The organism is Winogradskyella immobilis (assembly GCF_021887715.1).
In the GTDB taxonomy this organism is placed as follows: Bacteria; Bacteroidota; Bacteroidia; order Flavobacteriales; family Flavobacteriaceae; genus Winogradskyella; species Winogradskyella immobilis.
On record NZ_JAIQXX010000008.1, the window covers coordinates 1 to 23210 of the forward strand.

Annotated in this window: 22 protein-coding genes; 11 read left to right on the forward strand and 11 right to left on the reverse strand. The window is 32.1% G+C overall.

The window, feature by feature from the left end; genetic code table 11:
• Positions 1 to 41: 41 nt before the first annotated feature.
• From yidD to folE, 4 genes are all read right to left on the reverse strand, one after another.
• Positions 42 to 311: a membrane protein insertion efficiency factor YidD gene (gene yidD, locus K8Z87_RS07515; RefSeq protein ID WP_227476879.1), complete on the reverse strand. Its 270-nt coding sequence runs from the start codon at positions 309 to 311 to the stop codon at positions 42 to 44.
• Positions 312 to 388: 77 nt separating this feature from the next.
• On the reverse strand, positions 389 to 1864 hold the full coding sequence (gene cysS, locus K8Z87_RS07520) for a cysteine--tRNA ligase (RefSeq protein ID WP_227476880.1): 1476 nt from the start codon (positions 1862 to 1864) through the stop codon (positions 389 to 391).
• 53 nt (positions 1865 to 1917) lie between these two features.
• Positions 1918 to 2277: a four helix bundle protein gene (locus K8Z87_RS07525; protein ID WP_227476881.1), complete on the reverse strand. Its 360-nt coding sequence runs from the start codon at positions 2275 to 2277 to the stop codon at positions 1918 to 1920.
• Between the two features lie 71 nt (positions 2278 to 2348).
• Positions 2349 to 3026, reverse strand: coding sequence for a GTP cyclohydrolase I FolE (gene folE, locus K8Z87_RS07530; protein ID WP_227476882.1), 678 nt, complete (start codon positions 3024 to 3026; stop codon positions 2349 to 2351).
• A 258-nt stretch (positions 3027 to 3284) separates the two neighbouring features.
• On the opposite strand from folE, the gene K8Z87_RS07535 reads away from it, so the two are divergent.
• Positions 3285 to 7970: a T9SS type B sorting domain-containing protein gene (locus tag K8Z87_RS07535; protein ID WP_227476883.1), complete on the forward strand. Its 4686-nt coding sequence runs from the start codon at positions 3285 to 3287 to the stop codon at positions 7968 to 7970.
• 85 nt (positions 7971 to 8055) lie between these two features.
• On the opposite strand, the gene rho is transcribed toward K8Z87_RS07535, so the two are convergent.
• Complete coding sequence (gene rho, locus K8Z87_RS07540; protein WP_227476884.1) at positions 8056 to 9717, reverse strand: transcription termination factor Rho; 1662 nt, start codon at positions 9715 to 9717, stop codon at positions 8056 to 8058.
• Positions 9718 to 9937: 220 nt separating this feature from the next.
• Here rho and K8Z87_RS07545 point away from each other — a divergent pair, with 220 nt between their 5' ends.
• The gene (locus K8Z87_RS07545; RefSeq protein WP_227476885.1) at positions 9938 to 10348 is read left to right on the forward strand and encodes a DUF4293 domain-containing protein; all 411 of its coding nucleotides are present in this window, start codon (positions 9938 to 9940) and stop codon (positions 10346 to 10348) included.
• A 56-nt stretch (positions 10349 to 10404) separates the two neighbouring features.
• On the opposite strand, the gene K8Z87_RS07550 is transcribed toward K8Z87_RS07545, so the two are convergent.
• Positions 10405 to 10896 (reverse strand): metallophosphoesterase family protein, encoded by a 492-nt coding sequence (locus K8Z87_RS07550; RefSeq protein ID WP_227476886.1) that lies wholly within the window; start codon positions 10894 to 10896, stop codon positions 10405 to 10407.
• 162 nt (positions 10897 to 11058) lie between these two features.
• On the opposite strand from K8Z87_RS07550, the gene truA reads away from it, so the two are divergent.
• On the forward strand, positions 11059 to 11805 hold the full coding sequence (truA, locus tag K8Z87_RS07555) for a tRNA pseudouridine(38-40) synthase TruA (protein ID WP_227476887.1): 747 nt from the start codon (positions 11059 to 11061) through the stop codon (positions 11803 to 11805).
• Between the two features lies 1 nt (position 11806).
• Positions 11807 to 13573, forward strand: a complete 1767-nt coding sequence (locus K8Z87_RS07560) for an ABC transporter ATP-binding protein (RefSeq protein ID WP_227476888.1) — start codon at positions 11807 to 11809, stop codon at positions 13571 to 13573.
• Between the two features lie 8 nt (positions 13574 to 13581).
• On the opposite strand, the gene K8Z87_RS07565 is transcribed toward K8Z87_RS07560, so the two are convergent.
• From K8Z87_RS07565 to folP, 5 genes are read right to left on the reverse strand one after another with little or no spacing between them, the layout of a single operon-like run.
• Complete coding sequence (locus K8Z87_RS07565) at positions 13582 to 14370, reverse strand: DUF3667 domain-containing protein (RefSeq protein WP_227476889.1); 789 nt, start codon at positions 14368 to 14370, stop codon at positions 13582 to 13584.
• Positions 14371 to 14429: 59 nt separating this feature from the next.
• A complete protein-coding gene (locus K8Z87_RS07570; RefSeq protein WP_227476890.1) occupies positions 14430 to 15227 on the reverse strand; it encodes a DUF3667 domain-containing protein in 798 nt (265 codons plus the stop codon).
• A gap of 2 nt (positions 15228 to 15229) precedes the next feature.
• Positions 15230 to 15997, reverse strand: coding sequence for a DUF3667 domain-containing protein (locus tag K8Z87_RS07575; protein ID WP_227476891.1), 768 nt, complete (start codon positions 15995 to 15997; stop codon positions 15230 to 15232).
• Positions 15997 to 16779, reverse strand: coding sequence for a diadenylate cyclase CdaA (gene cdaA, locus K8Z87_RS07580; protein ID WP_227476892.1), 783 nt, complete (start codon positions 16777 to 16779; stop codon positions 15997 to 15999). The genes K8Z87_RS07575 and cdaA overlap by 1 nt, the downstream gene beginning before the upstream one ends.
• A gap of 46 nt (positions 16780 to 16825) precedes the next feature.
• A complete protein-coding gene (folP, locus tag K8Z87_RS07585; RefSeq protein ID WP_227476893.1) occupies positions 16826 to 17650 on the reverse strand; it encodes a dihydropteroate synthase in 825 nt (274 codons plus the stop codon).
• 206 nt (positions 17651 to 17856) lie between these two features.
• Between folP and K8Z87_RS07590 the strand changes: the two genes are divergently transcribed.
• The 7 genes from K8Z87_RS07590 (at position 17857) to K8Z87_RS07620 (ending at position 23146) form a co-directional block, all read left to right on the forward strand.
• Complete coding sequence (locus tag K8Z87_RS07590; RefSeq protein WP_227476894.1) at positions 17857 to 18390, forward strand: DUF1599 domain-containing protein; 534 nt, start codon at positions 17857 to 17859, stop codon at positions 18388 to 18390.
• A gap of 38 nt (positions 18391 to 18428) precedes the next feature.
• Positions 18429 to 18779 (forward strand): four helix bundle protein, encoded by a 351-nt coding sequence (locus tag K8Z87_RS07595; RefSeq protein ID WP_227476895.1) that lies wholly within the window; start codon positions 18429 to 18431, stop codon positions 18777 to 18779.
• A gap of 57 nt (positions 18780 to 18836) precedes the next feature.
• Complete coding sequence (locus tag K8Z87_RS07600; RefSeq protein ID WP_227476896.1) at positions 18837 to 19934, forward strand: BT_3928 family protein; 1098 nt, start codon at positions 18837 to 18839, stop codon at positions 19932 to 19934.
• Between the two features lie 94 nt (positions 19935 to 20028).
• Positions 20029 to 21105 carry an ABC transporter permease gene (locus K8Z87_RS07605; RefSeq protein ID WP_227476997.1) on the forward strand — a complete coding sequence of 359 codons (1077 nt, stop codon included), beginning with the start codon at positions 20029 to 20031 and terminating at the stop codon, positions 21103 to 21105.
• Between the two features lie 108 nt (positions 21106 to 21213).
• The gene (tpiA, locus tag K8Z87_RS07610; protein WP_227476897.1) at positions 21214 to 21963 is read left to right on the forward strand and encodes a triose-phosphate isomerase; all 750 of its coding nucleotides are present in this window, start codon (positions 21214 to 21216) and stop codon (positions 21961 to 21963) included.
• Between the two features lie 6 nt (positions 21964 to 21969).
• A complete protein-coding gene (prmA, locus tag K8Z87_RS07615) occupies positions 21970 to 22812 on the forward strand; it encodes a 50S ribosomal protein L11 methyltransferase (RefSeq protein WP_227476898.1) in 843 nt (280 codons plus the stop codon).
• A gap of 58 nt (positions 22813 to 22870) precedes the next feature.
• Positions 22871 to 23146 (forward strand): ATP-dependent Clp protease adaptor ClpS, encoded by a 276-nt coding sequence (locus K8Z87_RS07620; protein WP_227476899.1) that lies wholly within the window; start codon positions 22871 to 22873, stop codon positions 23144 to 23146.
• Positions 23147 to 23210: the final 64 nt, after the last annotated feature.

Sequence of the window (23210 nt, forward strand, 5' to 3'; positions counted from 1 at the left end):
CATTTTTAGTGAATGTGCGAGCATGCGCGTGAGGGAAATTTTTAGTTGTCATCCGTTTTTTTAGGCACAGGATCATGGCCAGAACCTCCCCAAGGATGACAACTAAAAATCCGTTTTATAGCCAATCGACCTCCTTTAAAAAAACCATGAGTCTCTAAAGCTTCTTTCGCATAATGCGAACAAGTTGGCTGGTACCGGCAAGTGGCAGGGGTTAATGGAGATATTAGAGTTTGATAAACCTTTATCAGTAATAGAAACGGGTATGTGAGTAGTTTTTTAATGGGTTTGTTTAGGTGTTTAGATGTAATCATAATTAATGACTACTAACTAGATGATACATTTATGGAAATAGACAACTAACGACAATACAACTTAACGATTTACAAAGTTAATTTGTGGTAAACGTAGTGCCTTCTCTACCATCTTTGAGTGTAATACCTACAGCAGCCAATTCATCTCTAATTTTATCTGATAAAACAAAATCTTTATTGATACGTGCTTCTTTTCTTAAGTTAATTAAAATTTCAACAGCTCCATTAAGTTTATCAGTGCCTGTTTCAGATTTGGCAGTGTCTTCTAATCCTAAAACATCAAATGTAAATGTATGTAATGTTGCTTTTAAAATTTCTAAATCTTCAGCTGTAATTGACGCACTTCCGTCTTTAATTTGATTAATAAATTTAGAGGCTTCAAATAATGTTGCAATTAAAATAGGTGTATTAAAATCATCATCCATAGCATCGTAACAACGTTGTTTCCAATCCAAAACATTAAATGAAGACGTATTACATACATTTAAATCATTACTATATTTTATGGCTTCCATTAAACGGTAGAATCCTTTTTCACTGGCTAATAGTCCATCATCTGTTAAGTCTAAAATACTTCTGTATGACGACTGCATCATAAAGAAACGTACCACACTTGGAGCATACGCTTTAGACATAATAGTGTTTTCGCCCGAAAGTAACTCAGCAGGATTAATAGTATTTCCTGTACTTTTAGACATGCGAGCTCCATTAAGTTCAAGCATATTGGCATGCATCCAATAGTTTACAGGGGATTTTCCTTTAGCAGCCTGGTTTTGTGCAATCTCACATTCGTGATGAGGAAATTTTAAGTCCATTCCGCCGCCGTGAATATCAAATTGTTCACCAAGATATTTAGTGCTCATCGCAGTACATTCTAAATGCCAACCTGGAAAACCATCACTCCATGGAGACGCCCAACGCATAATATGTGTAGGTTCTGCTTTTTTCCAAAGTGCAAAATCTTGTGGGTTACGTTTGTCACTTTGTCCGTCTAACGCACGTGTGTTATGAATTAAATCTTCGAGCTTACGCTTACTTAAAATACCGTAGTTATTAGTTTCATTGTATTTATGAACATCAAAATATACTGAACCATTCACTTCATAAGCAAAACCATTATCTATAATGGTACTAATAAGTTCAATCTGTTCAATAATATGTCCAGTAGCGGTAGGCTCTATACTTGGTGGCAGAAAATTAAATTGATCGAGTACATTATGAAAATCAACAGTATAACGTTGCACAATTTCCATAGGTTCTATCTCTTCTAATCGCGCTTTTTTAGTAATTTTATCTTCGCCAACATCTGCATCATTTTCTAGATGACCAGCATCAGTGATATTTCTTACGTATCGTACTTTATAACCTAAATGTTTAAGGTAACGAAAAATCATATCAAAAGACATAAACGTCCTTACATTACCTAGATGTACATTACTATAAACCGTAGGTCCACAAACATACATACCAATGTGTCCGGCATTAATAGGTTTAAAAACTTCCTTTTCGCCAGTAAGGCTATTGTATATTTTTATAGTATGATTTTGATACATTACTGCTTGTCTGTTTGTCTGTTTGTCTGTTGTTTGTATTTTGTAAAGTCGTTTTATTTTAGAAAATGATTTCTGAGTGCATTTATTTTATTGGTAATAGATTCTATATTTAATCTAATACTGTTGTAGTGATCTTCAGAAATAAACTTCAATTCATATGAAATTATAGCTTGATTTAATAATTCTATAGCTGAGCTATATGCAATAGTCATAAAATGAGCCTTGTCTTTTTTTGTTAGTCTAGATGTTCCCTCTGCAATATTTGAAGATACTGAAACAGAACATCTTCTCATTTGCGAAATTAAACCAAATTTTTCTTCATTTGGATATTGATTGGTTATTTTATATACAAAGATTGCTAATTGATTAGCTTCTTTCCAAACGTCTAATTTTTCAAATGAATATGTGTGCATAGTAGTAAACTCTTACTATATGATTAACGGCTCAACATCTCAACATCTCAACAACCTAACATCTCAACAACTTAAAATTGAGTATTTAATTTAATATAGTCTAAAAACTCACGACGCGTATCTTTATTTTTAAATTGACCACCAAATTCTGAAGTAATGGTGCTGCTTTCAATATCTCGGATGCCTCTAGAGTTAACACAAAGGTGTTTGGCATCTATAACACAAGCCACGTCTTCTGTGCCTAAAACTTCTTGAAGTGCTTTAACTACTTGTATTGTTAAACGTTCTTGTACTTGCGGACGTTTTGCATAATAATCTACAATACGGTTCATTTTAGAAAGGCCAACTACAGTGCCGTTAGAGATATAAGCAACATGTGCTTTACCTACAATTGGTAATAGGTGATGCTCACAAGTAGAATAAACCGTAATGTTTTTTTCTACAAGCATTTCTCCATACTTGTACTTATTATCAAATGTTGAAGCTTTTGGTTTTTTATCAGGATCTAATCCACCAAAAATCTCATTGACAAACATTTTAGCAACACGGTTAGGAGTTCCTTTTAGGCTATCATCGGTTAGATCTAAACCTAAGGTTTCCATAATGTGTTTTACATCTTCTTTTATACTTTCAATTTTTTCTGAATTTGATAATTCAAAAGCATCATCGCGCATTGGTGTTTCACTAGCAGAAGAGACATGGTCATCGCCAATAGTATCTATAACATTAAAATTGTTATCTAATTTCATAAGGTTTTGTTTTTAATTCAAAAGTCAAATAAGGTGCTAGTTTTACACAACATCTTATTTGCAAAAACGTTAATTATCTAAGGTAAACTTAGAGGGCAAAGATAGTTAATAAAAACAGCATATATAGGATAGGGGTTTTATAAATCTACTTGTTATAACGTTAAAAGTGTTATAATAATCGGATGTAGCGTTAAAATATATGCTATTCGTTAAAATTTTATTAATTTTCAAACCGCTCTAATATAGTATAAGTAGGTTATGGTAAAAAAGTATATCAGTTTTTTAGTAATGCTTTTCTTAATTGGTCTTCAGTTTATTGAAGCACAAGCATGTCAAACAATTACCTCCCAAATAGATTCTTTTTCTATTACTCCAAATGCAGATGGGTTTATACAAGTCTGCCCCGGAGATGAGATTACATTAACGGGTAGTGGTATCTTTTCTGATAATGGAACTGGCGCTACTTTTGAATGGGATTTAGGAGATGGTAACACAATTACTGGTCAAACGGCAACATTCTCTTATACACAACCAGGGATTTATTTAATTAATTTAAATATAAGAGATACTAACATTGCTAATGACCCTTTAGGTTGTCCTAATACAAATTTGCTTAACCAAGTAGTCCAGGTAAGCACTGATATAGATTTTACAGGAACACAGGCTCTAGAAAATGAAATATGTTTTGGGGATAGTGTTGAAATAGAAGGTGTTTTTAATACACAAGAAGTGATTTTTGATTGCACACCACCAGTCAGTGAAGTTACATTTTTACCAGATGGATTAGGGGCTTCTTATACATCTTCAATTACAGTAAATTGTTTTGGTTCAGGCCAAACATTAACTGATATTAGTCAGTTAACAAGTATCTGTTTAAATATGGAGCATTCTTGGGTAGCAGATTTAACTATAGAAATTATTTCACCCAACGGACAATCAGTTATTTTACATGATATGGGAGGAGGTTCAGCAAATTTAGGAATTCCATGGGCAACAGGAGTTTCTGATGGTGATAGTGAAAATACTACTCCAGGCACTGGATTTACATATTGCTTTGTGCCTAATAGTTCTAATCCAACTTTAGAAGGAGGAGTACAATCAGGTGGGACATTTCCTTTTGGTGATGGAGCAACAACTTATACTGATGATTTTATACCTGCAGGAGATTATAGTTCGATTAACCCATTGAGTGGTCTTGTAGGTTCCCCTTTAAATGGGGATTGGACGATAATGGTCACAGATAACTTTGAACGAGATAATGGTTACATCTTTGAATGGACGCTTGATTTTGATCCAAGTATATTACCGCAAGATGCTACCTTTACACCTGTTGTTGTATCTGCAGCTTGGGATACTGATCCTTCGATTATCTCAACTTCTGGAAATAATATTACAGTGCAACCGACAACTAGTGGACAAAACTGTTATACTCTTAGAGTGATCAATGACTTTGGATGTGAATATACAGAACAAGTTTGTATAGAAGTTAGACCAGAAATAGTTGCCAATCCAATTCCTGATCAATTCGTATGCGATGATGACAATGACGGTTTTTCTACTTTTAATTTAACGTCGTTTAATGCTACTGTTTTAGGTGGGCAATCTACTGCAGATTTTGTGGTCAGTTATCACAATACTATGGCAGATGCGGAAGCCAATACCAACCCTATTACAGGAAATTACACTAATGCTGTTGCATTTACACTAGAAACTATTTTTGTAAGGGTAGAAAATATTAATAATCCAGATTGTTTTGCAACCACAAGTTTTGATATTAATGTGCTTGCTACGCCAGTGGCCAATACGGTTAACGATCAATTGCTTTGTGATGATGATAATGATGGCTTTTGGGATTTTGATTTAGATGCACTAAGAGCTACGGTTTTTGGAGGACAATCAACGACCGATTTCACCATAACATTTCATGGTTCTACGGCTGATGCTGATGCAAATTTAAATCCTTTGCCAGATGTTTATACCAACCAAGTGGCAAACACTCAGGAAACCATTTTTGTACGTATAGAAAATAACAGTAATACCGATTGTTTTTCTACCATAAGTTTTAATATTAATGTGTTTGATTCACCTATAGCAAATACGGTCAATGATCAATTGATTTGCGATGATAATAACGATGGCTTTTGGGATTTTGATTTAGCAGCATTACAAACGGCAGTACTAGGTACACAAGCCCAAGCAGATTTTACCATTACCTATCATAGAACACAAGCCGATGCGGATAATTCTCAGAATGCTTTACCTGCAGTTTATACCAATGAAATCGCTTTTCAAGAAGAAACTATTTTTGCACGTATAGAGAACAATCTAAATGCTACATGCTTTGATGCCACTAGTTTTTTAATTGATGTTTTTGATCAGCCTACGGCAACAGCATTCACTTTTGAATTATGTGATGACGCTGTTGATGGAGATGACACCAATGGTTTTGTGGTTTTTGATTTAGCGTCTATTAATGCACAAATATTAGGGGCACAAGACCCTACACAATTTACGGTAACCTATCATACAGATCAAGCCAATGCAGATGCTAATACAGGAGCGTTACCAAATTTATATACAAATGTTACAACCAATGCAGATCAAATAGTGGTTCGGGTAGAAAATAATGACAATACCAATTGTTTTGAAACTGCTTTAATCGATTTGGTAGTAAATCCATTACCAGTAATTACAGCATCCGTAGAGTTATTTCAGTGTGATGATGATACCGATGGTTTTACCGATTTTAACCTTACTGAAGCTAATATTTTAATCTCTGCAAATGCAGCAAATGAAACGTTTAGTTATTACTTAAGCATGGCAGACGCGACTAATGCCAACAATCCTATTCCAAACCCTATAGCATACACCAATACGGATCCGTCATCTAACCCAGATATAGTGTTTGTTCGTGTTGAAACGAATAATGGATGTTTTAGAATTGCACAACTCGATTTATTAGTTTCTACTACACAAATTCCTGCGAATTTTGAATTATTATTTGAGGCCTGTGATGACGATTTAATAGATGGAGATAATACCAATGGCATTACTGCTTTTGATTTTAGCACCGCTACAACTCAAATCTTGGCTTTATTTCCAGCAAATCAAAATATTACAATTAGCTATTATGAAACCGAAGCAGATGCTTTAGCGGAAACCAATGCAATTTCTGATATATCAAATCATAGAAACGACACTTCACCTTTTGATCAAGGCATTTATGTTAGGGTAGATAGCGATTTGGATAACGCGTGTTTAGGTTTAGGAGTGCATGTGCGTTTGCAAACTATTAACCCTACACCTAATTTAAATCCAGCAGATATTATACTATGTGATGATACCAATCCAGGAGATTTGATAGAAACTTTCAATTTAACACAGAATGAAGCTTTTATCTTTAACGGAGATCCTAATGTTAGCGCAACCTATCATTTAACTTTCGCTGATGCAGATGCAGGTACAGCTGCAATTACTAATCCTGCAGCATATATAAATACAGATCCAACGGAAACGATTTATGTTAGAGTCGAAAACATAACGACAGGATGTTTTGCAACGGTTGATTTTGATATTATGGTAAATCCATTGCCAGATGCCAATATTACTATTACCGATTTCTTTGAATGCGAAAACAATACCGATTTTATTTTCGATTTTGATTTATCTACAAAAACGAATGAAATATTAAATGGACAAGATCCTTCCGTCTTTGCAGTAACCTATCATGAAACGCAAGCAGAAGCAGATAATTTAACAGGCATATTGCCATTGACGTATACCAATACCAGTAATCCTCAACAGATTTTTGTAGCGATTACCAATACAGTAACGGGTTGCTCTATAAGTACATTAACATTTAACATAGAAGTTACCGAAGGCGCCAATGCAAATCCTGATGGTGAGCCTTTAATATTTGAAATTTGTGATAACGTTGCAGATAATGATGGTTTTGGACAGTTTGATTTAGCCACACAAGATGCCGAAATTTTAGACGGACAAGATCCTATGATGTTTACCTTAACCTATCATGACGATCTTAATGAAGCAATGAATGGAACAGATGAAATTCCTACATTATATGAGAATACATCTAATCCTCAAATTATCTATGCACGTGTCAGTAATAATATTGCAGCGCAAGATTGTTTTGAAGTTGTAGAAATAATGCTGCAAGTTAATTTGTTTCCAGAGTTTGAGTTAGATCCACTTTATGTATTATGTGTAGATCTCAATGGAACAGAAGTTGTGGATGTACCACCAGTGATAGATACAGGGTTATCGGCAACAGATTTTAGTTTTCTATGGACGTTAAATGGAGCTATTTTACCAACAGAAACAGGTCCAAGTCTTGTCCCTACACAAGGAGGTACTTACGAAGTTACCGTAACAGACATTACAACATCTACGTTAACGATGTGTGAAACTATTGCAACAACTCAAGTTATTGAAAGCGGAATACCAATAGTAACTGCAGAAGTCACCTCTGAAGCATTTTCGGGAAATAATACCATTAGAGTTACGGCCACTGGTATAGGAGATTATGGATATAGTTTAGATAATGGCCCATACCAAGATAGCAATGTTTTTGAAGATGTATCTGCAGGAGACCATTTGGTTTTAGCAAGAGATATTAATGGTTGTGGTATTGCATCGACAACAATAACCGTTATCGACTATCCAAGGTTTTTCACTCCTAATGGAGATGGCAATAACGATCAGTGGAATATTGAAGGTATAGATTCTCAACCTGGAGCACGGATTTTTATCTTTGACCGTTATGGGAAGCTATTAAAACAAATAAGCCCTACTAGCTCAGGCTGGGACGGAACTTTTAATGGCAATCTTATGCCTACTAACGATTATTGGTTTAGCCTCGAATATCAAGAACCTATAACTGGAGAAACCAGAACGTTTAGAGCACATTTTACGTTGAAGCGATAAACTCTTTTTCTATAAAATAAGAATAAATAAAAATGCCTTGAATTTCTTCAAGGCATTTTTTATAGTCTAAAATTTTAATGTCTAATTAACTATTCATAGAAATTAAAAACTCTTCGTTATTACGAGTTTGTTTAAAACGATCGTTAATAAACTCCATAGCTTCAACAGGGTTCATGTCTGCTAAATATTTACGCATTACCCACATGCGTTGAATGGTATTTTGATCTAATAATAAATCATCACGTCTTGTACTTGATGATGTTAAATCTATAGCAGGGAAAATTCTACGGTTAGAAATCTTACGATCTAATTGAAGCTCCATATTACCTGTTCCTTTAAATTCTTCAAAAATCACTTCGTCCATTTTAGAACCTGTTTCCGTTAATGCTGTAGCAATAATGGTTAATGAACCACCATTTTCAATGTTACGTGCTGCACCAAAGAAACGTTTTGGTTTATGTAACGCATTAGCATCAACACCACCAGATAATATTTTACCAGAAGCAGGTTGTACTGTATTATAAGCTCTTGCCAAACGTGTAATAGAATCTAAAAGAATAACAACATCGTGTCCACATTCTACTAGGCGTTTTGCTTTTTCTAATACAATATTAGCAATTTTAACATGCTCGTGTGCCTCTTTATCAAAGGTAGAAGCAATAACTTCTCCACGAACATTACGTTGCATATCTGTAACTTCTTCAGGGCGCTCATCAATTAAAAGAATCATCTGATATACTTCAGGATGATTTGCAGCAATCGCATTAGCCACATCTTTTAAAAGCATGGTTTTACCCGTTTTTGGTTGCGATACAATCATACCACGTTGTCCTTTTCCTATCGGAGAGAACAAATCCATAATACGTGTAGAAATGGTACTTTGCTTTTCGGCAATATTAAATTTCTCTTTAGGAAATAACGGAGTTAAATGTTCAAAAGCCACACGGTCTCTAACCACTTGCGGACTTAAACCGTTAATTTTACTTACTTTAATTAAAGGGAAATATTTTTCACCTTCTTTTGGTGGACGAACATGTCCCAGAACCGTATCTCCAGTTTTTAAACCAAACAAACGAATTTGCGATTGTGATACATAAATATCATCAGGAGAGGTTAAGTAATTATAATCCGAAGATCTTAAAAACCCATAACCGTCTTGCATAATATCTAAAACGCCTTCACTTTCAATAATAGCATCGAATTCAAAATCGGGCTCACGGTAACGGTTTCGGTTATCCTTATTGCCGTTATTTTTAGAGTTTTGGTTGTTGTGGTTTTTGTTGTTATTATGATTGTTGTCTTTAGAACGTTGTTGACGATTGTCATTATTTTGGTTCTGCGGACGACGATTATCATCTTTATTATTTTGAGGCTTTTTTTGCTCTTGTTTTTGATCTTTATTAGAATCAGAATTTTGTTGAGGAGCTTTAGCTGTATTCTCTTTTTTAGGTTCTTCTTTTTTATCCTCAAACTTCATGGTTTGCTGTTCTTTCTTTTCTTGAGGTTTTTGAACACGAGCACGTTTTTGACGTTGCTGTTGCTGTTGCGGTTGTTGAGTACTCTTTTCTTGAGGCGCTTCAGATTTTGCAACGGCCTTTACAGCATTAGGGTTTGCAGCTTGATAGTCTAAAATCTGATATACAAGGTCTAATTTTTTTAAACTGCGGTACTTTGGGACATTAAGTTGTTTCGCTATTTCCTGTAGTTCAGGAAGTTTCTGAGCTTTTAACTGTGAAATTTCAAACATTATGTATGTATTGTTGTATAGTATTATAATTATGACAAAGATTAATTCAGGATTTTCTAAAAAATAAATAAGAAGAAAAAGTGAAATTAAATCGGAAGATAGTTAAGAGCAATCCTTAGATTGATATATAACCACTGCAATAATACAATATTTTATTTAAAAATATAGACATCAATTAAAAATAAACTGTTAATTTTGTTGCTCAAATTTTTAGAATTTAATGATTCAGAGAATACAAACCTTATACTTATTAGTTGCTGCCATTATATCTGGCGGACTTATATTTGTATTTCATTTATGGACTGATGGCTCCGAAGCTTTAGTCTATGCAAAAGAAGATTACACATTTTTAGGATTGTTTTTGGGCTCAGCTTTACTATCATTAATTTCTATTTTTAAATATAAAGCTAGAAAATCCCAATTTATATTGGGACGACTTAATATAATATTAAACTTTATTTTACTAGGAGTATTCGTTTATCAATCTCTAAATTTATCTGGAGAAACTAACGTTTCTGAGAAAGGTATTGGGATGATTCTTCCTGTTTTTTCTATCGTGTGTTTGGCCTTAGCAAATAAGGCAATTAAAAAGGACGAAGATCTCGTAAAATCTGTAGATCGATTACGATAAACCTAACATCTTAGTAGTATTAGTGTGAAAAACCCAGAGTGAAAACTTTGGGTTTTTTATTTTTTAAATTCAATAACTTCTAAGTTTTCAATTTTAGAACCATCAATAGTAAAACGAAGCATAGTACGCACTTTATGAAATCCATGTTTGCCAACAGCACCAGGATTCATATGTATAAGGTTTAATTTTTTATCTGGCATTACTTTTAATATGTGAGAATGTCCGCAGATAAATAAGCGTGGTGGATTTATCTGTAAAGCTTCTTTGGTTCGGGTATTGTATTTTGGTGGATAACCACCGATATGCGTTATCCACACATCAACATCTTCGCACATAAAGCGATTATGTTCAGGGAATTCTACACGAACTTTAGCATCATCAATATTACCATAAACACCGCGTAATGGTTTTATCTTTTTTATAGCATCCGTAACTCTTAGATCTCCGATATCACCAGCATGCCATACTTCGTCTGCCTGTTCAACATATTTTAAAATATCAGCATCGATGTAACTATGAGTGTCAGATAATAATAGTATGCGTTTCATTGAGTTAAAATGCTTTGTTTATGTGTAAAAGACAGTTCATTAATACTTTAGTTTTTATGGGTTATTTTAATGAATGAGATTCTTGCCTTGCTGAAATAAACACAGTACAAATCGCAGGAATAAAACTATCTTTGTGGTTTAAAACAAAAGTAAAGGTTTAGATTGAGATATTTTATCCAATTATCATATAATGGAGCAGCGTATCATGGCTGGCAAATTCAGCCTAATGCAAATACAGTTCAGGCGACTATTGAGAATGCTTTGTCCACATTATTAAATAGTAAAATAAGCATAGTTGGTGCTGGTAGAACGGATGCAGGTGTGCATGCTTCTGAGATGATTGCACATTTTAATTTTGATGCAAAAATTGATACTACAGATCTTAGATACAAGCTTAATTCGTTTTTACCAAAAGATATAGCTATTGCTTCAATATATAAAGTTAACCCAGATGCTCACGCTCGTTTTAATGCAATACAACGCACATATAATTATAGAGTTTCTACATTAAAAAATGTATTTGAATATGATTACGCCTACTATATGCATTTGCCTTTAAATATAGAAAAGATGAATGCTGCTAGTGAAATTCTATTAACCTATAGAGATTTTCAATGTTTTTCTAAAGTTAATACAGATGTAAAGACGTATAATTGCGCTATAAAAAAAGCGTTTTGGGTAAAAGAAAAAGATCAACTTATTTTTACCATTAGTGCAGATCGCTTTTTAAGAAATATGGTAAGAGCTATTGTTGGAACGCTAATTAATATTGGTTTAGGTAAAATAGAGGTAGAAGAGATGCATATTATTATTGCTTCAAAAAAACGAAGTGAAGCCGGATATTCTGTGCCAGCACAAGGCTTATATTTAACAGAAGTGAAATATCCCGAAGATATACGAATACACTAGAATGGCAGAAAAAGGAAGAGAAATATTTGATGTAACGTTGTTTAAAAGGTTATTAACCTTTATTAAACCCTACCGATTAATATTTATTGTCTCTATACTCTGCGTTGTAGGTTTGGCTGTTTTTGGTGCATTAAAACCAAGGGTTTTACAAGAAGCTATAGATACCCAAGTGGCACTTAAAAAGTATGATGGGTTTGTTTTCTATATAGGCATTATGCTTGGCTTATTAGTGTTAGAAGTGATTTGTCAGCTCTTTTTTATTTACTATGCAAGTTGGTTAGGCCAATCTGTTGTAAGAGATATTAGAGTGAAGTTATTTAAGCACATGCTTAAATTTAAAATGACATATTACGATAAGTCTTCAGTAGGTGTTTTAATTACAAGAGCAGTGACTGATATGGAGCGTATTGCAGATATATTTGGTCAAGGACTTTTTATGATTTTCAGTGATATACTGAAAATGGCAGTTGTTGCAGGTTTTATGATTGCTATGAATCTAAAATTAAGTTTAATCGTATTTATAACATTACCGTTAGTAGTTGTAGCTACTAAAATTTTTCAGCGTTATATGAAGCAAGCGTTTGAAGATGTACGTACTGAGGTTTCTAATTTAAACTCTTTTGTACAAGAACGAGTTACAGGTATGAAAATCCTTCAATTATTTACAAGAGAAGCTACTGAATACAGAAATTTTAAAACCATTAACGAACGTCATAAAAAAGGATGGTTAAAAACAGTATGGTATAATTCTATTTTCTTTCCTATTGCAGAATTTTTGTCTTCTCTAACAATGGGAGTAATTATTTGGATAGGAGGACTTAACGTGGTAAGTACACAAACAGCATCTGTTGGTGAGTTAATGGCTTTTATAATGTTTATACCAATGTTGTTTAGACCATTAAATCAAATTGCTAATAAGTTTAATACACTACAAATGGGTATGGTTGCTGCAGATCGTGTATTTAAAGTATTAGATACGGAATCTCAACTTGACGATACGGGTACTGTTGAAGCCACGCATTTTAAAGGAGACATAACGTTTAATAACGTATATTTTTCATACATAGAAGATGAAGAAGTACTTAAAGGAATATCTTTAAACATAAAAGCAGGTGAAACTGTTGCTATTGTTGGAGCTACAGGAGCAGGCAAATCGACGATTATAAATTTGTTAAACCGTTTTTACGATATTAATTCTGGTGTTATAAAAATTGATGACATTGATATTAAAGATATGCGATTAGCAGCTTTAAGAAGTCAAATAGCAGTAGTATTACAAGATGTTTTTTTGTTTGCAGATACGATTTTAAATAATATCACTTTAAACAACCCAGAAATATCTGAAGATGATGTTATAGAAGCAGCGAAAGCAATCGGGATACATAAATTTATATCTAGCCTTCCTAACGGTTATCATTACAATGTAAAGGAACGAGGTGTAATGTTGTCTTCTGGTCAACGTCAACTCATTTCGTTTTTAAGAGCCTATGTCACCAATCCAAGTATTTTAATTTTAGATGAAGCTACTTCTTCTGTAGATTCGTATTCAGAACAGCTTATTCAAGATGCTACAGATACCATTACAAAAGGCAGAACATCTATTGTTATTGCGCATCGTTTAGCTACCATTCAACAAGCAGATAAAATCATTGTTATGGATGCAGGTAAAATTGTAGAACAAGGCACACATCAATCACTTCTAGAAAAAGACAATGGGTATTATAAAAACCTATATGAAGTTCAGTTTTTAAAGGCTGAAGCAGTTTAAGAATGTTATTATGGAGCTAAACTTTTAAACATGTTTATAATAGCCTCCTTACCTTCAATAAAATAAATTAGAACTAAGACGATAATAGCTATTATAATGTATAATACCATATACACTACAAAGGATAAAAAAGTTCGTCCTATAATCTCAGCGATATTGAGTTTGTATAAACGCTTAAAACAATACGAGATATATAAAACTTGAATAAATGAATTTATGTAGGTTACTGCACCAATATCATAGCCAAGTGAAACACAAATTATATTTAAAACAGCACCTATTAATGATATTACGGCTAACATGTATGTGAAAGCAGCAATATGTTCCGTGTAATTATACTTTTTATTGTCAAAAAACACGATTCTAGATATAATAGCGTATATAGGAACAAATAACATCATTATTATAGAACTGTATTTTTGAAAAAGGTCAATAAAGTCTTCTAGAAATGTCTCATCTCCATTTAATGAAATAGAAGACATATTTATTAAATTAGGAAAAAACTTCTGAAGAATTAGCCACTCTAAACCTATAACTGTTAGTGTTAATCCAAAAAAACTAATAGGATTTACATAACGTTTTCTAACACCATTAATATATCCTCCAATGACAACTTCAGGTTTTTTAAACAGATCTATAAATGTTCTTAATAGCTTATTATCATAATTAAAAAAAGTTTCAGAAAGATGCGAAAACAGGTTTCCAAAAGTCAATCGATTTCTAATTATACGACCACCACAAGCACTACAATAACTGTTGTGTTCTTCTAATTTTTGATTACAATTTTTACAATTCATAATTACTTAAAAAAAGCTAAAAAAAAAAGAATATTAAATAATAGCATTACTATTATAGGTTAAAATTTCCCTGTTGCAAAAGCATAGATAACTATAACTAGAACTATTAATATTGAAATAATACTAAAGGCAATTAAATATATAAAGAATGCTCCTAAAAACCGTATAAGAGCATTAAAGTACGATATTTTATGAATTCTTTTAAAAATATAACTTGTGTAGCCAATAACTAAAGGAGTAGTAAGTAATGATGCTGTTAAAAAGTCAGAGAATCCTATAATAGCAAATAATATTATTAGAACAAATGTTATAAGAAGTATTTGAGCATTAGCATATAAATTAATAACTAGATGTTCGGTATAATTGTGCTTGCTTTTATCTATAAATGTTAACCAAGTACCAAGGGCCCAAAAAGGAACAGTTATAGAGGTGACGATACTAATATAATCGTTCATTTTATCCATAGATTCCACAAGTAGGTTGTTGAAATTAGGAATTTCTTGATTTTCAGGGAGATTTTCTAATAATGCATTAGTTTGTGATGTAAAAAAATCGACAAACACATTTTGCAATAAAAAGTATTGAAACCCTAAAACGGTAAGTGCTAAAGCATAATAAGGGATAACACCAATATAGCGTTTTCTTGTGCCATTGATGTAACCATTAATAACAGATTCAGGTTTTTTAAATAAAGCTATAAAAGTTAATGCAAATTTATTATCCACAGTCCAAAACTCTTCATTCACTTGTTGAATAAGAATCTTAGGAGTAAGTCTGTTTCTTATAATTTTAGCACCACACTTATTACAGTAATCACTTTCTTCTAAGAGTTCTTTTTTACAATTTTTACAATTCATAATCATTTAAAAAAACTAAAATATATTAGAGCTATAATGCCAATAATAGGCACTAAAATGATAAAACACATAAAGGAATATAGTGTAATGCTAACAATTAGCCGCCAAAATGTTTCCCAAACAGATAATTTATATAGACGTTTAAAACCATACCCAATGTATCCGTAGCTTAATATAGTCATTAAAGTAAAACTAATATTTACATTAATATTAAAAAGCATTAAAAAGAAGAAAGAAAACACAAAAAGTATAGTGTATTGAGCTGTTATAAATATATTTATAACAATATGTTCTGCGAAATTATGCTGTCTATTATTAGAAAATAAAAGATAAGTGGAAATAGCAAGAAGAGGTATAGTTGCTATGCTTATAAAGCCTATATAATCACCTATGTTTTCAGTACTTGTTTGAATTAGTTCATCAAATTCTTTAAGACCTGTAGATTCAATATCATTGTTAAATCCTTTAGAATAAAATTTTTGAATGAGATAGAACTGAAATCCAAATAAAGATAAAGAAAGCATTAAATAACTAATAACATTTACATAGCGTTTTCGGATGCCAGATAGATAAGACTCTATAACTATTTCGGGTCTTATTAATAAATCCTTAAAAGTGCGTAGTAATTTATTATCAAGACTAAAAAATTCTTCATTGAATCTCGCAAAAATTCGTTTTATTGTAACTCTACTTGTTTGTGTCTTTTCTCCACAAATAGAACAAAAGACACTGTGATCTAAAATTTTGGATTCACAATTTTTGCAAACCATTACACCAAATCTTTTTTAATTTTATTGATGAGCTCTTCCATGTCTTTATACATTATAAATTCACCATTTTTTATATAAGATATTTGCCCCGTTTCTTCACTTACAGCTAATGCTAGAGCATCTGTTTTTTCCGTAATACCAATAGCAGCCCTATGCCTTAACCCAAAACGATTAGGAATGTTTTTTTCGTTATTTACAGGCAATATTACACGCGTTGCCTTCACTATATTATTATCTATAATTATAGCGCCATCATGCAAAGGACTATTTTTAAAAAAGATACTTTCAATAATAGGTTGCGATACCGAAATATTCATTTCATCACCAGTATTGGTTAAAAAATCGAGATTATTATTGCGCTCAATAACAATTAAAGCTCCAGTGTTGTTTCTTCCCATTTGTACACAAGCTTTAATAATAACATCAATATCGGTAGTTGTTTCGCTATCGCTTTTTAAGAATTTAAAATTTTTAAAAATCCGCTTTTTGCCTCCTAAATTAGTTGAACCTACCATGAGCAAAAACTTTCTAATTTCTGGTTGAAAGACAACAATTAAGGCAATAATTCCAACCTTCATAAACCCATCAAAAATACGATGGAGGAGATGCATGTTTAAATAATCTGTAACTAACCAAACAATATATATAACAAGAATACCTATAAAGATATTAATGGCAACAGTACCTTTTACGAGTTTGTATACATAATAGAGTAGGATAGCAACGAGGAAGACGTCAACAAAATCTATAAATCTAAAATTCCAAAATTGTAAATTATCCAAGGTGGTTGCTTTTTGCTAATTTAATAATTTAGTATTAATAAACACATTAAGCTTTAAGTTGATTATGAAGAGTAATACATTCCATAGCTTCTTTAACATCGTGTACTCTTAAAATAGAAGCTCCATGCTGTAAAGCAATCATGTTTAAGGCTGTTGTTCCATTTAAAGCAGATTTAGCGGATATATTTAAAGTTTTATAAATCATAGACTTTCGAGAAACCCCTGCCGATACGGGTTTGTTAGCTATATCTAAAAGATTTAAATTATTCAACAACTGGTAATTCTGTTCTAAAGTTTTAGAAAATCCAAACCCAGGATCTATGATGATGTCTTTAATTTGGACTTTATGAGCAGCAGCTATACGTTCTGAAAAATAAAACAAAATATCTTTTACTAAATCGTCATAACCTGTGTGTTGATTCATGGTTTGTGGTGTGCCTTTTAAATGCATCATTATATAAGGAACGGATAGTTGACCGATAGTAGTAAGCATATTTTCATCTAAATGTCCTGCGGAAATATCATTAACTATAGCAGCACCAGCAACAATACTTTTTTTTGCAACTTCACTTCTAAAGGTGTCAACAGAGATTATAGTGTCAGGGAAATGTTTAATAATTAATTCTACAATAGGAACGACACGTTTTAATTCTTCATCTAAAGAGACTTCGTCAGCACCAGGTCTAGAGCTATAACCACCAACATCAATAAAAGTTGCACCTTCATTAAGCATTGTTTCAACTTGTCTTAATAATTCAGATTCGTTTTTATAGATGCCACCATCATAAAATGAATCTGGAGTTACATTTAAAATCCCCATTACTTTAGGTGTAGATAGATCTATAAGTTGCCCTTTGCAATTAATTGTCATGCTATAATTTTATGTTACATCTATTGGTGAAAAGTGCTGTGTAAAACTTTAAACCTTAAACTTTGAACTTCTAATTTATTTATGCGAAATTTACGCAAATTTTACTCGATAATCGAGATTTAAATATATCGAAATCCATTTCAGAAATCATATATTTAATAACTATAATCATGTAAGTGTGCTTGCATGATGTTAATTTTGAATAGATGCAAGATACCTCAAAACAATATGATGCTATTGTTACAAAATGCAGAACGCTTTTTGTGAATAAAATGAGTGATTATGGAAGCGCGTGGCGTATATTAAGATTGCCTTCGCTTACCGATCAAATATTTATAAAAGCACAACGTATTAGAAGTTTACAACAAAATAGTGTACGTAAAGTTGATGAAGGTGAAGTAAGTGAATTTATAGGCATAATAAATTATTGTGTTATGGCATTGATTCAACTAGAGCATGGAGTGGTTGAACAGCCAGATATGGATACAAAAAAAGCTACAACATATTATGATGAAAAAATTGCAATAACCAAACAGTTAATGCTCGATAAAAATCATGATTATGGTGAAGCATGGAGAGATATGCGCGTGAGTTCGTTAACAGATTTAATTTTACAAAAATTGCTTCGTGTAAAACAAATTGAAGATAATGCAGGTAAAACTATTGTTAGCGAAGGTATTGATGCCAATTATCAAGATATGATTAATTACGCTGTTTTTGCTTTAATTCATTTAGATTAATATACAAATAACAAAAACTAAATTCCAAAAAAAGGAGAATGCCAAATTCAAAATCGTATAACTTAGAAGAGAGGACGTTTGAATTTGCTAGAGATTGTAGGTTATTTGTAAAGAAATTGAAGAAAACGGTTTCAAATATTGAAGATGTAAAACAATTAGTTAGATCTTCGGGTTCTGTAGGAGCAAATTACATAGAAGCTAATGAAAAACTTGGAGAAAAAGATTTAAAATTTAGATTAAAAATCTCAAGAAAAGAAGCAAAAGAAAGTAGATATTGGTTGCGGTTATTAAAAGCACTTAATAAAGAACATGAAGAGGAGATAGAGTCATTAATTATTGAAGCTGATGAGCTTAGAAAAATTTTGTCAGCAATTATTAATAAAATATAATTTTGAATTCTTTATTTGGAATTTGGAATTTAAAAATTGAAATTTATAGTATAAATTATGAAATATTTAGTTGCAATAAGTAGGCTATTAGTAGGTGTATTATTTATCATTTCTGGTTTAATAAAGCTTAATGATCCGCTTGGGTTTTCGTATAAACTACAAGAATATTTTAGTACAGATGTTTTAAATATTCCTTTTCTAGAACCATATGCATTAGGTATTTCAGTATTAGTTGTTGTCTTTGAGGTTGTGCTTGGAGTTTTTCTGCTTATAGGTTATAAACCAAAATTTACGGTTTGGAGTTTATTAGGGATGATTGTCTTTTTTACTTTTTTAACCTTTTATTCAGCTTATTTCGATAAGGTAAAAGATTGTGGTTGTTTTGGGGATGCTTTAAAATTAACACCATGGGAAAGCTTTACTAAAGATGTTGTATTACTTTTCTTTATTCTAATATTGTTTTTTGGACTAAAGCACATTAAACCCATATTAGCAAAAATGCCAAATGCTATCGTGGCTGTGTTAAGCTTATTACTTTCATTGTGGTTTGGGTATCATGTATTAATGCATTTGCCAACTAAAGATTTTAGAGCGTACAAAATTGGAGATAACCTCCAAAAGAATATGGAAATTCCTGCTAATGCAGCTAAACCAATTGTACAGCACACATGGACATTTAATATTAATGGTGAAGAAAAGGAATTTATAACTAACGGGAGTTATCCTTCTGTAGATAATGGTGAATATGTAGGAGTAGAAACGAAAGAAATTGATCCAGGGTTTATTCCTAAAATTCAAGATTTTAGTATAGAATCTAATGACGAAGATTTAACCACATACTTTTTAGAGAAAGATAGATTGGTTATTGTAGCGATGTATAATATTTTAAACTCTGAAGCAGATGGTCTAGCAAAGCTAAAGCGTTTTACTGATAATGCTATTGATAAAGGATATACAGTAATTGGTTTATCTGCATCTGGCGATGTGGCAAAACAACAATTAAAAACAGATTATAATTTAAGCTTTGATACGTACCTGTGTGATGAAAAAGTGGTAAAGACTATAGTAAGAGCAAATCCTGGTATTGTTATTTTAGAGAAAGGAACAGTAGTTAACAAAGCTCACTGGAACGATATAGAAGATATAGAGTTGTAAACTAAAAACTCGATTTCTCTCTATAAATTAAATAATTTGATGTTTAGAATTACATGAATAATTCACCTAACACCTAACACCTAACACCTAACACCTGATAAAATATATACTACATAAAGTTTTTTACGCGTTTCTTACTTTAATAGGTGTAGTTACTGTAATTTTCTTTTTGTTTACTATTCTTCCGGGTGATCCTGCTAAAATGATGCTGGGCCAAAATCAAACGGCAGAACAGGTGGATGCCGTGAAAAAAAAGTACGGGTTTGATAAGCCTATAAGCACACAGTATGCCTATTATATTAATGATTTATCACCTATTTCTTTTCACTCAATATTAGAAAATGATTATACGTTTCTATCCGAAAATAAATACAAGGTATCAAAACTTTTTACCGTTGGTAAAACGACAATAGTTATAAAATTACCTTATTTAAGAGAGTCTTTTACTAAACAAGGTAAAAAAGTAAGTCAGGTGATAAAAGAGACTTTACCCAATACATTTGTACTTGCAGTTTCGGCAATATTAATTGCTATCGTTTTAGGTGTTATTTTTGGAATTGTATCGGCATTATATAAAGATAAATGGATAGATAAAAGTATTCAGATATTAAGTACTTTGGGTATGAGTGTACCTTCCTTTTTTAGTGCTATTTTATTTGCTTGGTTATTTGGTTTTGTATTGCATAAATACACAAATTTAGAAATGACAGGCAGTTTATATGAGTTAGATGATTTTGGCGAAAAGGTAAATGTAAAATGGAAAAATCTTATACTGCCAGCAATAGTTTTAGGAATAAGACCTCTAGCAGTTGTTATACAGTTGATGCGTAATTCACTTCTAGAAGTAATGAACCAAGATTATATTAGAACGGCTAGAGCTAAAGGACTTAGTGAATTTCAAGTCATAAAAAACCATGCGGTTAAAAATGCTTTAAATCCTGTGATTACAGCAATTTCTGGTTGGTTTGCTTCTATGTTGGCAGGAGCTGTTTTTGTCGAATATATCTTTGGGTGGAATGGACTTGGGAAAGAAATTGTAAATGCATTAAACACATTAGACCTTCCAGTAATTATGGGTTCTGTATTAATTATAGCCACAAGTTTTATTATAATTAATATTGGTGTAGATTTAATTTATGCGTGGTTAGATCCTAGAGTGAAATTAGATTAATTTATAAAGTTCCATCTTCAATAATACCTTATTTTTGTATAACATTAAAGCTTTTGCTTTGTAGAGATTTAGATTAATAAAACATTCCGTTTTAGCGGATTATATACTATGAGAAAACATATCGTTGCAGGGAATTGGAAAATGAATAACAATTTATCAAAAACCGAAAACCTATTAAATGAACTAAAAAAACAAACCAAATCTTCTGATGCTGAAGTTATGGTAGCACCAACATTTGTTAATTTATCCCATGCTTTTAAAACTTTAAAACAAACAGATATAGAAGCTGTTGCACAGAACATGCATTTTGCAGAAAATGGCGCCTATACTGGTGAAATTAGTGCAGACATGCTTAAAAGTATCGGAATAAATACAGTTATTTTAGGGCATAGCGAACGCCGTGCGTATTACAATGAAACAGATGCTTCATTAGCGAAAAAAATAGATGCGGCATTAGCCAATAACATGCGTAGTATTTTTTGTTTTGGAGAAGAATTAGCAGATAGAAAATCGGGGAATCAAGAAACGATTGTAGCTTCTCAAATTAAAAATGCATTATTTCATTTAAAAGCTGATGCTTTTACAAACATTGTTTTAGCTTATGAGCCTGTTTGGGCTATAGGAACAGGCGAAACCGCAAGCCCAGAACAAGCTCAAGAAATGCATGCATTTATAAGACAGTTGTTGTCTGATAAGTATGGAGATGCTGTAGCTAACTCGGTTTCTATTTTGTATGGAGGAAGCGTAAAGCCTAATAATGCTAGAGAAATTTTCTCAAAACCTGATGTTGATGGAGGTTTAATTGGTGGAGCTTCGCTTAAAGCAGAAGATTTTTATGCCATTGTTAATGCGTTTTAATTAAACATGTCAGATAATATATATATAGGTTATACATTTGAGGTAGAACCTTTGCAGCCTGCTACAGAAATTCTTATTGCAGAACTTGGTTATGCAGGGTTTGAAAGTTTTGTAGAAAATGACAAAGGAGTTATTGCTTATATACAAAAAGAAGAATGGTACGATGCTATTTTAGAAGATATTCAAATATTGAATTCATCTGAATTTCATATTTCATATAACGTTGAAGAAATTGCACAAACCAATTGGAATGCCGAATGGGAAAAGAATTTTCAACCTATTGTAGTTGATGATATTTGTACGGTTCGTGCTCCATTTCATAAAAAACCAACAACAAAATTTGATTTGGTTATAGAACCCAAAATGAGTTTTGGAACAGGTCATCATGAAACCACACACATGATGATTCAGCATATTCTAAAAAACGATTTCCAAGACAAATCAGTTTTAGATATGGGTTGTGGCACAGGTGTTTTAGCCATTTTAGCTGAGAAAGTTGGAGCAAAAAATATAGATGCTATAGATATAGATCATTGGTGCTATTTAAATAGTTTAGAAAATGTAGAAAGGAATTTCTGTAAAAATGTTTCGGTTTATCAAGGTGATGCTACTTTATTACATGGAAAAGCATATGATATTATTATTGCTAATATTAATAGAAACATATTATTAAATGATATGGCAACTTATGCTAAGTGCTTGAATAAAAATGGTATTTTATTTTTAAGTGGATTTTATGAAAACGATATCTCTATAATTGAGGAAGAATGTCAACGGCATATGTTAAAATTGAAAGAAACCATAAAAAGAGGATCTTGGGTTTCATTAAATTTTTTTACATTAGATTAAAATTGAATGGCTAAGAACAACCTAATAGGAAAAAAGGTTGTAAAAGCAAAAGTATAATATGAGTACTAAAGAAAAAGTATTAGAAGATTTACTTGTCGAAGAAGAGACTATTAAACAAAATGAAATTGTATTGTTTAATGACGATGTTAATACATTCGATCATGTTATCGAATGCCTAATGCATGCCTGTGATCATACACCAGAGCAAGCTGAACAATGCTCGATAATTGTACATTATAAAGGAAAGTGTACGGTTAAAACTGGCGCATACGACGATTTAAAACCACGTTGCTCTAAATTATTACAAGCCGGACTAAGTGCCGAAATTGTTTAAATTATTTGTAGCTAGATCTACGCTTCTCTCAATAGTACATCAATTAGAATAAGTTAATAGAACT

Excerpts from the sequence above, each read along its gene's own strand:
- yidD (WP_227476879.1), bottom strand. The coding sequence starts at position 311 with ATGATTACATCTAAACACCTAAACAAACCCATTAAAAAACTACTCACA.
- cysS (WP_227476880.1), bottom strand. The coding sequence starts at position 1,864 with ATGTATCAAAATCATACTATAAAAATATACAATAGCCTTACTGGCGAA.
- K8Z87_RS07525 (WP_227476881.1), bottom strand. The coding sequence starts at position 2,277 with ATGCACACATATTCATTTGAAAAATTAGACGTTTGGAAAGAAGCTAAT.
- folE (WP_227476882.1), bottom strand. The coding sequence starts at position 3,026 with ATGAAATTAGATAACAATTTTAATGTTATAGATACTATTGGCGATGAC.
- K8Z87_RS07535 (WP_227476883.1), top strand. The coding sequence starts at position 3,285 with ATGGTAAAAAAGTATATCAGTTTTTTAGTAATGCTTTTCTTAATTGGT.
- rho (WP_227476884.1), bottom strand. The coding sequence starts at position 9,717 with ATGTTTGAAATTTCACAGTTAAAAGCTCAGAAACTTCCTGAACTACAG.
- K8Z87_RS07545 (WP_227476885.1), top strand. The coding sequence starts at position 9,938 with ATGATTCAGAGAATACAAACCTTATACTTATTAGTTGCTGCCATTATA.
- K8Z87_RS07550 (WP_227476886.1), bottom strand. The coding sequence starts at position 10,896 with ATGAAACGCATACTATTATTATCTGACACTCATAGTTACATCGATGCT.
- K8Z87_RS07560 (WP_227476888.1), top strand. The coding sequence starts at position 11,807 with ATGGCAGAAAAAGGAAGAGAAATATTTGATGTAACGTTGTTTAAAAGG.
- K8Z87_RS07565 (WP_227476889.1), bottom strand. The coding sequence starts at position 14,370 with ATGAATTGTAAAAATTGTAATCAAAAATTAGAAGAACACAACAGTTAT.
- K8Z87_RS07570 (WP_227476890.1), bottom strand. The coding sequence starts at position 15,227 with ATGAATTGTAAAAATTGTAAAAAAGAACTCTTAGAAGAAAGTGATTAC.
- K8Z87_RS07575 (WP_227476891.1), bottom strand. The coding sequence starts at position 15,997 with ATGGTTTGCAAAAATTGTGAATCCAAAATTTTAGATCACAGTGTCTTT.
- folP (WP_227476893.1), bottom strand. The coding sequence starts at position 17,650 with ATGACAATTAATTGCAAAGGGCAACTTATAGATCTATCTACACCTAAA.
- K8Z87_RS07590 (WP_227476894.1), top strand. The coding sequence starts at position 17,857 with ATGCAAGATACCTCAAAACAATATGATGCTATTGTTACAAAATGCAGA.
- K8Z87_RS07595 (WP_227476895.1), top strand. The coding sequence starts at position 18,429 with ATGCCAAATTCAAAATCGTATAACTTAGAAGAGAGGACGTTTGAATTT.
- K8Z87_RS07600 (WP_227476896.1), top strand. The coding sequence starts at position 18,837 with ATGAAATATTTAGTTGCAATAAGTAGGCTATTAGTAGGTGTATTATTT.
- tpiA (WP_227476897.1), top strand. The coding sequence starts at position 21,214 with ATGAGAAAACATATCGTTGCAGGGAATTGGAAAATGAATAACAATTTA.
- prmA (WP_227476898.1), top strand. The coding sequence starts at position 21,970 with ATGTCAGATAATATATATATAGGTTATACATTTGAGGTAGAACCTTTG.
- K8Z87_RS07620 (WP_227476899.1), top strand. The coding sequence starts at position 22,871 with ATGAGTACTAAAGAAAAAGTATTAGAAGATTTACTTGTCGAAGAAGAG.